This window comes from Rhodococcus sp. IEGM 1318 (genome assembly GCF_033142465.1).
GTDB classification, from domain to species: domain Bacteria; phylum Actinomycetota; class Actinomycetes; order Mycobacteriales; family Mycobacteriaceae; genus Rhodococcus_F; species Rhodococcus_F qingshengii_B.
Genome location: NZ_JAWLSC010000020.1, coordinates 16714 through 28085, shown reverse-complemented (window position 1 = coordinate 28085; position 11372 = coordinate 16714). Strand labels below are relative to the sequence as shown.

The 11372-nt window shown below is 63.8% G+C and carries 11 protein-coding genes; 2 read left to right on the top strand and 9 right to left on the bottom strand.

Translation table 11 applies throughout. From position 1 onward, the window contains the following. Nucleotides 1-129: 129 nt before the first annotated feature. The 5 genes from R4P65_RS30260 to R4P65_RS30240 are packed head-to-tail and all read right to left on the bottom strand — an operon-like array spanning nt 130 to nt 5424. Nucleotides 130-987: a carbohydrate ABC transporter permease gene (locus tag R4P65_RS30260; protein WP_230813340.1), complete on the bottom strand. Its 858-nt coding sequence runs from the start codon at nt 985-987 to the stop codon at nt 130-132. Further along, a complete protein-coding gene (locus tag R4P65_RS30255) occupies nt 977-1933 on the bottom strand; it encodes a carbohydrate ABC transporter permease (RefSeq protein ID WP_411742603.1) in 957 nt (318 codons plus the stop codon). Before R4P65_RS30255 ends, R4P65_RS30260 begins: the two co-directional genes overlap by 11 nt. Before the next feature lie 3 nt (nt 1934-1936). After that, nucleotides 1937-2806, bottom strand: a complete 870-nt coding sequence (locus tag R4P65_RS30250; protein WP_317829236.1) for a metallophosphoesterase — start codon at nt 2804-2806, stop codon at nt 1937-1939. A gap of 43 nt (nt 2807-2849) precedes the next feature. Continuing rightward, the gene (locus R4P65_RS30245) at nt 2850-4226 is read right to left on the bottom strand and encodes an ABC transporter substrate-binding protein (protein WP_317829235.1); all 1377 of its coding nucleotides are present in this window, start codon (nt 4224-4226) and stop codon (nt 2850-2852) included. 40 nt (nt 4227-4266) lie between these two features. Further along, entirely contained in the window at nt 4267-5424 is a 1158-nt protein-coding gene (locus R4P65_RS30240) for an ABC transporter ATP-binding protein (protein ID WP_317829234.1), read from the bottom strand. Between the two features lie 276 nt (nt 5425-5700). Between R4P65_RS30240 and R4P65_RS30235 the strand changes: the two genes are divergently transcribed. Next, nucleotides 5701-7107, top strand: a complete 1407-nt coding sequence (locus R4P65_RS30235) for an MFS transporter (protein ID WP_230813336.1) — start codon at nt 5701-5703, stop codon at nt 7105-7107. Between the two features lie 4 nt (nt 7108-7111). Here the strand turns inward: R4P65_RS30235 and R4P65_RS30230 are convergent, their stop codons facing one another. The 3 genes from R4P65_RS30230 to R4P65_RS30220 are packed head-to-tail and all read right to left on the bottom strand — an operon-like array spanning nt 7112 to nt 9846. Next, on the bottom strand, nt 7112-8053 hold the full coding sequence (locus tag R4P65_RS30230; protein ID WP_317829233.1) for an alpha/beta fold hydrolase: 942 nt from the start codon (nt 8051-8053) through the stop codon (nt 7112-7114). Nucleotides 8054-8056: 3 nt separating this feature from the next. Continuing rightward, complete coding sequence (locus R4P65_RS30225; RefSeq protein WP_317829232.1) at nt 8057-8605, bottom strand: YiiD C-terminal domain-containing protein; 549 nt, start codon at nt 8603-8605, stop codon at nt 8057-8059. Between the two features lie 35 nt (nt 8606-8640). Then, nucleotides 8641-9846 (bottom strand): acyl-CoA dehydrogenase family protein, encoded by a 1206-nt coding sequence (locus R4P65_RS30220; protein ID WP_317829231.1) that lies wholly within the window; start codon nt 9844-9846, stop codon nt 8641-8643. Nucleotides 9847-9994: 148 nt separating this feature from the next. Here R4P65_RS30220 and R4P65_RS30215 point away from each other — a divergent pair, with 148 nt between their 5' ends. Then, a complete protein-coding gene (locus R4P65_RS30215) occupies nt 9995-10936 on the top strand; it encodes a PDR/VanB family oxidoreductase (protein WP_230813332.1) in 942 nt (313 codons plus the stop codon). Here R4P65_RS30215 and R4P65_RS30210 read toward each other — a convergent pair. Further along, nucleotides 10933-11274 (bottom strand): hypothetical protein, encoded by a 342-nt coding sequence (locus R4P65_RS30210; protein WP_317829230.1) that lies wholly within the window; start codon nt 11272-11274, stop codon nt 10933-10935. The two genes, R4P65_RS30215 and R4P65_RS30210, sit on opposite strands and share 4 nt — an antisense overlap. Nucleotides 11275-11372 lie beyond the last annotated feature (98 nt).

The window sequence follows — 11372 nt, the reverse complement described above, 5'->3', positions numbered from 1 at the left end:
CCGCCCCGGCGCCGGGGGGGCCCCCGTTGCGGGCGGCGGGGGGGGGCGGGGCGCTCCCCGCCCCCCCCACCCCCGGGGGGGCGCGGCCCCCCCCCCCCCCGCCCCCCCCCCCCGCCCCTGATTCGGTTCCTACTTGAGACCGGAGCGGACGAACGCGTTGACGATATGACGTTGCAGCACGATATAGAGGAGGAAGACCGGTAGGCACGCCATCCCTGCCACCGCCATCATCGGGCCCCAGTCGTTGCCCTCGGTGCCCATGAAGCTACGCAAACCGAGCTGCAGGACGGAATTGCTGCGTTGCAATACCACTGCCGGCCAGAAGTACTCGTTCCACGAGTTGATGAACAACAGGATGGACAGCGCGGCGAGGGCCGGACGCAGATTGGGTACCACGACGGTCCACAGGATCGACCACGACGACCGGCCGTCCATTCGCGCAGCCGCTACCAGTTCCTTCGGGAAGCTGGTCATGTGTTGACGCAGCATCAACACGCCGAGAGCTGAACACAGCGTCGGCACCACCACTCCGGCGAGCGTGTTGATCAGACCCATTTGGTACAGCAGAACGTAGTTGGGCAGCATGGTGACCTGGAACGGTACCAACCACGTCCCGATGAATGCCAGGTAGAGGAAGTTCTGGAAACGGAACGTGTACATCGCGAACGCGTAGGACGCGAGCAATGCGATCAACAGCTGCGACGCGGCGGACACGAATGCGACACCGAACGTGTTCAACAGGAGGCCGACTATGTCGACCTTCGATGCGGCGTCCGTGTAGTTCTCGATCGACAGTGGCCACGGAAACGGTGAGAGGGACCCGACGTCGTCCGGCCGACGCAACGATGTCGCGAACAGCCAATAAATCGGGAACGCACACACCACCGCGATGACGATCAGGATGGCGTGCCCGCGAACTCGGCGCAGAAGATCGCCGCTACCCTCGACGCTGTCGGGCGCGCCGGTGTTGCGCATGTCAGTTGTCATGAAACGTTATCCGTTCGGAGAGCCAGACAAGGATACCTGCGACAGCACCGAATCCCACGAAGAGTACGATGCCCGCGGCCGCGCTGAGTCCGGCGTCGAAGCTGTGGAAACCGTAGTCCCACAACAGGTAGTAGATATTAGTCGTTGATTGCGACGGCCCGCCCTGCGTCAGGGTGTCGATCAGCGGAAATGTCCACTGTGCACTGAGCAGGACGGTCATGAGCGTGAGGAACACCAGGGTGGGGGAGAGCAGCGGCAGTGTGATCCAGCGATCGATCTGCCACCGCGACGCCCCATCCATCTGTGCGGCCTCGGAGTAGTCGCTGTTCACACTCGCCATGCCGGCGGACACCACCAGCACCGCGAACCCGAGAAAGTGCCACCCCGTGATGATGATGATCACCCACTGAGCGGTAGCTGTGTCCTGGATCCAATTGCGGTCCGAACCGAGAATCCGATTGACGATTCCGGCGCTCGGATCGAGCAGCCATTGCCATACCGCCGCGCCCGCTACCGGTGCGATCAGGAACGGAGCGAAGATGATGCTCTGGTACATCACCCGTGCTCGCCCGTGTACGCCCCGTGTTGCGAACGAGATCACCACGGGCAGAACGATCGAGAAGGGGAGCAGGGCGAGAATCAGAACGACCGTGCGCCAGATGGAGTCACCGACGGCCGGCAACTCGATCAGACGACGGTAGTTGTCCGCCCCCACCGCTTGCATCGGTGTCGTGGGCAACAAATTCCACGAATACGTCGACAACTGAGCAGCTTGGACGAGTGGGCGATAGGTCCACACGACGAGCAGTGCGATGGCCGGTGTCAGATACAGATACGGCTGCGCGACGCGCAGTACACGCGCGATCGATGAATCCCGGATGGTTCGAGCGGGTTCGGATGCCGTCTCCTTGGCGGGTACAGGGCGGTCGAGAACGCTGACGAACACGTCTCACCCAGCCTGGAGCGAAAGCGCCGCGAGCTTGTCGAGAATGTCCTGCATCGACTCGTCGTACACCGTCGCAGACGGCGTGGCCTCCACCGCGGTAGCGACGAAGGACGATCCGAACACATCGATGCGGGAGAAGCCGAACCCGACGACACCGCGATGTCGGCCGACGGGCGGTATCGGGTCGACGCGGTACGACATCGCGGGGCCCACCCACACCGGAATCCCAGCGATCGAACCCGAACTCGTGTGGTGGGCGTGACCGCACAGGATCATGCCTACATCAGATCCAGCGAGAACGGCCTCGAGATGCTCTGAGTGCTGCAGCCGAAGAGAATTGACCGAAGTGACCGGTGACGGGATCGGTGGGTGATGCAGCACCAGGATCGTGCCGCCGGGTGCCGGCTCGGCAAGAACGTCGGTCAGCCACGACAGCTGGCTCGGCTCGAGCCGGCCGTCGTGTCTCCCAGCCGTCGTGCTGTCCAGAACGACGATTCGGACTCCACCGATGTCGAAGACGGAATCCACGGAATCCACGGAATTGACGGGGCCGTCGGGCGACGGCGGCGCGATCAATTCGTGTACGAACGCTTCGCGATCGTCGTGATTGCCCATTGCATAGATCACGACGGCACCGAGAGCGTCGGCGGCGGGAACGACCGCCTCGCGCAACCGGCGGTATGCCTCCGGGTCACCATCGTCGGTGAGATCTCCCGAGAGAACCAGGGCGTCGATGCGCTGCCCCGAGTTCACCAGTCGGTCGAGGACCGTGTGCAGGTTGGCGAGCGTGTCGACGACACCGTGCACCGTCTCACCCTCTCTGCGAATGTGTGTGTCCGTCAACTGAATGACGGTGAAATCAGGTCCAGCCATCTCGTGTCCTTTTCTTGGGCGGCTTCGGCAGGTGGGCGACGGTCTACTGAGCAGGGAGAAGAGCTGTGCCCTGATCGCGGGCGGCCTCCAGTGTCGGACCCGGATCCGCACCCTGATAGACGATCGACTCGACGGTGTCCATCATTCCGTCACGGATCTGCAGATAGTTGTTGCCGGGCATGGAGACCCACGGCTCCATCGACTCCAGCTGCTTCAGGTTCGGCCCGATCAGCGGGCTCTTCGATGCCCAATCCTGAAGCCCCTCGGGATCGTCGACGAGCCCGGTGCGCAGCGGAAGGTAGCCGATGCCCTGCGAAATTGTGGTGTAGGACTCCTCGCTGGTCAAGAACTTCATGAGTTCCCAGGACGCACGCTGCTTAGCGGGGTCGGATGCGAACGTGAACAGCGACGCACCCGAGTTGGTGGGAACGACAGGCTTGTCACCGAAGGACGGCATCGTGGTCGCACGCAGATCCCATTTGTCCTTGGCGCCCTTGGTGAACGTCCCTTGTATAGCGCTGGTTTCGAGAATCATCCCCATGTCGCCGCGAGCGAAGGCCTCGTATCCCTGCTGCTGACTCAATACCGGCGTCGCTCCGTCGGCGACCAGTTTCTGCGCCATCGTCGTAGCTTCGACGGCCGCCTCGTCGGCGAATTCGAGAGACGTCCGATCCTCCGAGATGACGCGTCCGCCGTTCGATCGGACCAAACTCTGGTAGCACCAGTCCTTCGCGGACTTGGTGAGGCAGTCGAGGTACACCCCGCCCTTGCCGGTCCGGTCGGCAATGGTCTTCGCCGCCTCGCCAACCTCCTCCCAGGTCGAGGGCGGATCGGCAGGATCGATACCGGCCTGCTCGAAGAGTGTTGCGTTGTAGTAGAAGACGGGCGTGGAGAACACGAACGGGATGCCGTACGTGGTCCCGTCCCAGTCTGCGAGCGTGCGTGCGGTGGGTGCGTAGGCGTGCTTCGTTCCGTCGAAGTTCTTCTGAACCTCGTCCTTGCCGAAGAGTTCGTCGAGGGATCGTGCTCCCAGCTGGTTGATGGTGAAGTCCAGGTCGCTGAACCCGAGCTGTGCAATGTCCGGGGGTGCGCCCGCGACGGTCTGGTTCTGAATGCTCGACACAGTGTCCGTTGCGGGGTTGGGGCTGTTGCCTTGCGGCTTCTGCGCTGTGACGGTGATGTTCGGATGCTGCTTTTCGAATTCGCCGATCAGGGTGTTGAACGTGTCGGTCCACGCACCTGCCAGACCGTAGTTGTAGCTCTCGAAGACAATCGAGACCTGTTGGTCGTCGGTCAGTTCGGGCACCGGTTGGGAAGCAGATGTGGTCTCCGTCGTCGTCGTGCTGCCGAGACCGCCACACGCAGTCAGTACGAGTGCGCTCGTCATGAGCGCACCCATGCCGAGAAGGGTTCTTTTCATTGTTGCTCCTGGTGAGAGTGGGTACGGAAGGAATCGGGATCTAGGAAGTGAAGACTGGGATACCCGTCTGCCGGGCGGTGACATCGGTGTCTGCAACTGCGGTGTCGGCAACCGCGTCCTCGGGCTGCCAGACCAACCGGCGCCCGGTGTCGCGATCGAACAGATGAAGGTCGAACTTATCCAGGCCGAGGTGGACCGTATCGCCGGGTCGTACGCCGGCAGGCCGGGACACTCTGGCGCACAGGGCATTAGGCCCCACACGTACATGAACGAGTTCTTCGCTCCCGAGGTTCTCCACGGTGGCGACCGTGGCCGGGGTGCCGACGCCGTCGTGGCGGAGAACGATACGTTCTGGGCGAACGCCGATGGTCACACTGCGAGCAGCGACTTCGTCGGCCGAGATGCCCAGTGGCACCGAAAGATCGACTGCCTCCGCGTATAGTTCGCCGCCTCGGCTCACCACGTCGGCCGCCAGGAGATTCATCGGCGGCGCTCCGAGGAAGCCTGCCACGAACGTGGACCGAGGGGTGTCGTAGAGCTCGGTCGGAGTGCCCACTTGCTCGACGCGCCCGTCGTTCATCAACGCGATCCGAGACGCCATCGTCATGGCTTCGACCTGGTCGTGGGTGACATACAGGAAGGTGGTGCCGATCCTTCTGTGCAGTTCGATGAGTTCGGTACGCGTCGCGCTCCGCAGTTGTGCGTCCAGATTGGACAGGGGTTCGTCCATCAGGAATGCGCCCGGTTCACGAACCATCGCTCGCGCCAATGCAACTCGCTGCCGTTGCCCGCCGGACAATTCGGCCGGACGCCGCGCGAGTAGTGGGGTCAGATCGAGGATCGACGCCACCTTCGCCACGTTGTCAGCGATGGATTGTCGCGATAGCTTGCGGGTGCGCAACGGAAATCCGATGTTCTTGGCAACGGTCAGATGGGGGTACAGCGCGTAACTCTGGAAGACCATCGCAAGATCTCGTCCACGTGGGGGTGCCGAGGTGATGTCGTTGTCGTCGAGCAAAATTTGCCCCGACGTCGGTTGGGTCAGGCCGGCCACCATTCGCAGGAGGGTGGACTTGCCGCACCCGCTCGGCCCTAGAAGGACCATGAATTCGCCGTCCGCGATGTCGAGACTGACGTCGTGAATCGCATGGGTGGTACCGAACTTCTTCGATATCGATTGGAGTTGGATTCGACTCACTGTGTGTCTCCTTGCCGTGCACGTGATCCGTGGGAACATGCCAACACGCCGTTGTGTACTCGAGGTGAACACCGGCCGCCGCGGTCCTGTGCCGGGAGCAATGACGATGCGTGGACCTGGGCCGATAGAATCTTCGGTTGCGTGCGATCGCCGTCACCCGATCGCCGAGAGCAGTTGATTCCGGCGGTGGCCAGCCAGGATAGGCGTATTTTATCGCCGGCGACCGAAAGTGTCTTCGCTCGACAACAATTCGTATTCTGAGCATACGATCTTCGAGTGACTTCGGATAGTGACATCTCCCGAACCGATATTCCCGCAAACCGGCCCGAACTCCGCCGGCGGGCCCTCCTGCGGGGCATCTGCGCGGTGACGTTCATCGTCTACCTCGACACCAGCATCGCTCCGGTAGCGATTCCGACCATCGCAGACCGCCTGGATGGCGGAGACACTGCGGCGCAATGGATTCTGGACGCGTACACACTGGCATTCGCGTGCCTGCTGTTGTCGGGCGGGCTGCTCGGCGACCGATTCGGCACTCGGCGCATGTTGCTCGGTGGCACCGGCGCGTTCGGGCTCGCATCGATCGTCTGCGCCCTCGCGCCGACCATGAGCGTGCTGATCACGGGTCGCGCCTTGCAGGGCGTGTGCGCGGCGGTCATCGTTCCCCTGTCCGTCGCGGCGTTGACCACGCACTTTCCCCGCCCTACGGCCCGGGCGAAGGCCATCGGTCTGTGGGGTGGCACCGCGGGGGTTGCGCTTGCACTGGGACCGCTGGTCGGTGGGGTGCTGGTGTCGTCGGCGGGATGGCAGTCGTTGTTCTGGATCAATGTTCCCATCGCGGTGTTCGCGTGGGGTGCCTTGCGGATTTCTCTGCGCCACAAGGAAAAGCCGCGTAGCGGTGGTATCGACGTCCTCGGCCAGGCCTTCTTCGTAGCGGCAGGTGTCGGCGCCACACTCGCGCTGGTCGAGGGCCCGCATCGCGGCTGGGCGGATCCGTTCGTGCTGGTGACCTTCGGGGTTGCGGCGCTCTCTGCGGCGGCGTTCGTGGTGTGGGAGCGCCGCACCGAGTTGCCGATGTTGCCGCCGGGACTGCTCCGCATCCCCGAAGTTCTCGCTGCATGTGCAGTCAATTTCCTCGGATTGTTCGGCCTCTACGGCGTGCTGTTCATCCTGACGCTGTACTTGCAGGGGGAGCGAGGCCTCAGTCCGATCGCGACGGGCCTGCAATTCCTCCCGCTCTTCGGCGCAATGGGAATCGGATCGCTGAGTGCGTCGTACATCGTCGGTCGGCTCGGTACCCGTCCGACGATGTTGCTCGGGCTCGGCTCGATCTGCGCCGGGATGCTGGGCCTGTTGTCGATCCCGGCGGGCGCACCGTTCGCCGTCTACGGAGTCGCTCTCGCCTTGCTCGGGATCGGCATACCGCTCTCCGGCGGTGTCGTCGCGATTGCCGCGATGATGAACGCGGTTCCGGCGGAGTCGGTGGGTGCCGCATCTGGCGCAATGAATACGTTCCGGCAGTTCGGCGCCGTGTTCGGCGTTGCCGCTGCGGCCATCGCGTCGCCGCGCGTGGGGGACGAGGTCACGTCGATGTCGACGACATTCGTCATCGCTGCGGTGGGAGCCCTGGCGGGTGCGGTCCTGACGGCCGTCGTGCTGCGGCTGTCAGGACCGCGCGAATGAAAGATCAGGAAGCGGTTGTCGCGACGCCCGCCCGAATCCACTCGGACGCGACCCGAGCGATCACCGGTGAATCCTTGATCCACTCGAAGTGATCGCGGTGGGTGACCGGGGAATCACCGTCGATGTGCCACCGGGACACCGCGGCCGCCTTCATCTTCGATTCCAGGAAGTCGACATTCGATTTGGGACCCAGATGGTCGTCGGCGAGCGAGATGGCCAGGACCCGGGTAGTCATCTCCGCAAGCAAGCGGTCGTAGTCACGGGACGTTCCGGTGGGTCGGTAGTGACTGGTCAGGGAGTGCCGCGACCAATCGACCATGACGCGCCCGGCCATGGCCCCCGGAATCAGGACGCCGCCCGGCCAGTGTCCTTTGACCCGTGCGACCAAGCCGATCCACTGGATGTCGCGCAGCGCCTCGAACCACCGTCGGATACCGAATGCGCGCCAGTAGACCGTCCCGGTGCCGATGACCGTGACACTGTCGACCACTCCCGGTTCGGCCGCCGCATAGAGCAACGACAACTGACCGCCGAGACTGTGTCCGAACAGGTGCAGCTCACTGTCCGGAAACTGTTCTTTCACCGCCGCGGTCACGGCGGGAAGATCGGTTTCGAGCATCTCGCGGTAGCCGAAGTTCGGCTGATCGAGCAGTGCCGGTGTGCTTTCACCCTGTCCGCGAAGATCGCACAGGGCGACCGACACTCCCTGTGCATTCAGGGCTTTGGCGAGATGCATGTAGTGCTTGGCCTTCATGACCATGGCCGGGAGGATGAGAACCACCGGAGCCGACGGGTCTGCTGCCGGCACCAATCGAACCGTGAACGTGATTCCGCCCGCGACCTCGACGGGCAGAGATTCGAGCAATGAGTATTCGGAGGGGCGCCGGGCCGGCGTCTCCTTCTCGGCACCCTGGGGGCCGCTCGGTGTTCCCGAGGTTGTGGACATCGGTTAGACCTGCCCGTCGGAGACGACGACGTCGCACACGTAGTCGAAGGTGAACTTGGCGACGGTGACGTCGTCGTCGTTCACCATCAGCGCTTTGCCGGTGAGCTCGAAGCGTGCGTCGGACTGGGCGGCGAGGATGGCTCGCATCTCCCGCTCGTCGACGGTTGCGATCGCACGGATATTTCCCGAGGCGGGCTTGCGATACGTCGAGCTCGCCGAGCGCACGACGAGACTCTCGACGACGTACAGCCTCGTTGCGGCGGCACCGACGAACGCTGCAGCTCCAGCGATATCTGCTGCGGTGAACAGCGCGCCCGCGTGGACGGTGTTCATGTGGTTGACCACGTGAGGTTCGCGCGGAATCTCGACGACGGCTCGATCGGGGCCGATCTCGGTGACAATGGTCCCTACGTGTTTTCCGAACGGCACGAGGGAATTGGACACCGATCGAAGGTGCTCGTAATCGGGTGCACCGCCGTCGATGTAACCGAACGCTGCTGCGAAAAGTCCGACCCGATGGCCTGTGGTGGACGTGGAAGTCGAAGTGGACACGATGAGCTCCGTTCTGTTGTGTGTGAAGAAGTGGGTCAGCGGAAGGGGCGCAGCACTCGGCGGGCTATGGACCACCGCAGGACCTCCGACGGGCCCTCGTAGATGCGAAACGCGCGTGCCTCGACGAGGAACCGGGCGACGAGGTGGTCCTCGCAGACGCCGAGGCCTCCGTGGAGCTGGACCGACCGATCGAGAACTCGCCACACGGCCTCCGAAACGAAAGTCTTTGCGATGGAGGCGCTGTGGCGGGCGCTGGAGGAATCGGCACCCTCGGTGTCGATGATCTCCGCAGCTCGGCGAATCAGACCGCGTGACGCTTCGATGTCGATCTCGCTGTCGGCGACATGGGCCTGTGCCATTCCATGGTCGGCGATGGGGACGCCGAACGATGAGCGACCGACGATGTGGCGGGCGGCCATTTCGTGGGCACGCACGGCCAGGCCGAGCCAGTTCATGCAGAAGACCAAGCGGGACGGTGCGAGCCGCACCCCGGCGTAGAGCATGCCTTTCCCTTCTTCGCCGAGTACGGCGTCGGCGGGGACCTCGCATTCGGTGAACTGCATCTCGCAGTGCCCACCCGGAATGCTGTGGTCGAGCGTCGGCATGCGCCGTCCGACGTGCAGACCCGGGTTGTTCTGGTCGACCATGAACATCGTGGGACCGTTCGGGGTGACTGCCATGACGATGGTGAAGGCCGCGCCGTCGGCTCCCGTGGTGAAGTGTTTGGCACCGTCGATCACCCAGCCCGAATCGGAGCGGCGCGCCGTGGTCCGCAACATCGACGGATCAGAGCCGGTCCCGGGGGCGGGTTCGGTCATCGCGATGGACGAGCGGACGTCTCCGGACGCCAGAGGGGCCAAATAGCGTGCGTGCTGTTCTGGCGTGCCGGCGTGCTTCAACAAATGGATATTGCCGTCGTCGGGCGCCGACGCATTGACCGACAACGGCCCCAGTAGGCTCGCGCCCGACGCCTCGAGGACGCGGGCCTGAGTACGCGTGGACAGCTGCAGGCCGCCGTACTCGGTATCCGACAGGGGGCCGAAGACACCGGCGTCCTTCGCCTTACGCTGTAATTCGAGACGCATCTCGTCGTCGACTACGCGGCCCTCGACGATGACCTCTCGCTCGACGGGCAGAACGTGTTCCTGCACGAAGGCCGCGGTCCTGGCGACCAGCAGGTCGACTGTCTCGGGGGTATCGAATCTTTGGATGCGATCGATGTCTCGTTCGACGGTTGTCATGGCGTCAAGTGTCGGGCGGCGGGTCGTGCGAGCGGGGCCGCGATAGGCGACGCCGATCGCACGACATCAATGGGGCCCACGGCGTGCGAGGGTCACGATGTTCGCCCAGCCTGGGGTGTGCGAGACGTCCACGACCGAAGGAGCAAGAGTGTTGGAAGCCGGTATGTTCACAGTGGTCGTCGTCGGACGTTCGGATGTCGCTGCGGACGTGATCGCACTCGAACTCGCGTTACCCGACGACGGTGACCTGCCCGGGTGGAATGCAGGCGCGCACGTGGATATCGGTGTCGGCGGTGATGACGTCCGGCAGTACTCCCTGTGTGGCTCGACAACGGAGAGGACTCGGTGGCGCATCGGGGTGCTGCGCGAGCCGAACGGGCGCGGTGGGTCGGCCTACCTCCACGACCGTGCACAGATCGGATGCACCCTCCAAGTCTCGTTGCCGCGCAACAATTTTCCCCTCGTCGACGCTTCAGCGTACGTGTTCGTAGCGGGTGGGATCGGAATCACCCCGATACTCCCGATGATCGCCGCCGCCGAGTGTGCAGGTGCGCAGTGGCAGCTGTACTACGGGGGGCGCACCCGCGCCTCCATGGCGTTCGTCGACGAACTCGCCGCGCATGGAGACAAAGTTGCGATACTCCCGCAGGACGAAGCAGGGCTGCTGCCGCTCGCCGACATCGCTCGGACCGCCGGTGCCGAGACCTGCGTCTACTGCTGCGGACCGGAGCCGTTGCTCGCGGCGGCAGAACAACACGGTAAGGGTGCCCTGCACGTGGAACGGTTCGCACCGCGTCCCATTGTCGTCGAGGAGCCGGACTCAGCATTCGATGTACGTATCGTCAGCACGGGCGACGTCATCCGAGTCGGCCCGGACCAGGCGCTGGTGGACGCACTCGAACGCGCAGGCGTCTCGGTCGTTACCTCCTGCCGAGAAGGGACCTGCTCGAGTTGCGAGACAAAGGTGCTGAGCGGGAGCCCGATTCACCGCGACTCCGTTCTGAGCGACGACGAACGTGAGCGGAGCGAATCGATGATGGTGTGCGTCTCGAGGGCCGCTGTGTCACCGGTCCTCGAGCTGGATCTCTAGACGAACTCGCCCCGCAGGTAGCGGGCCTTGGCGTTGGCTCGCATTAACTTGCCGCTGCTGGTCTTCTGCAGTCGCTTGTCCGTCATCACCAGCTCACCCACCGTGAGTCCTTGCTCGCGAGTCACTGCCTCCCTCACCGCAGACGGACTCACGTCGTGATCAGCTGTGGTCTCCGCAGCAATCACTAACTTTTCGATCCCGTGGGAGTCGGCAATCGCGAATGCCGCGCATGTCAGGGACTTCGGCCCCTCGACGTGGATCCGCACGGTGTTCTCGATGTCATGCGGGTAATAGTTCTTCCCTCGAACGATGATGTCGTCCCTGATGCGTCCGACCACCTACAGTTCACCATCGACGACCGCGCCGAGGTCACTTGTATACAGTTCCTTCCCGATCTCGCTACGGCCCCAGTAACCGGGGCTCAGTCGTGGACCGG

Bases quoted from the DNA above. Each gene is read 5' to 3' on its own strand.
- R4P65_RS30260 (WP_230813340.1), bottom strand. From the start codon at position 987: ATGACAACTGACATGCGCAACACCGGCGCGCCCGACAGCGTCGAGGGT.
- R4P65_RS30250 (WP_317829236.1), bottom strand. From the start codon at position 2,806: ATGGCTGGACCTGATTTCACCGTCATTCAGTTGACGGACACACACATT.
- R4P65_RS30220 (WP_317829231.1), bottom strand. From the start codon at position 9,846: ATGACAACCGTCGAACGAGACATCGATCGCATCCAAAGATTCGATACC.
- R4P65_RS30230 (WP_317829233.1), bottom strand. From the start codon at position 8,053: ATGTCCACAACCTCGGGAACACCGAGCGGCCCCCAGGGTGCCGAGAAG.
- R4P65_RS30245 (WP_317829235.1), bottom strand. From the start codon at position 4,226: ATGAAAAGAACCCTTCTCGGCATGGGTGCGCTCATGACGAGCGCACTC.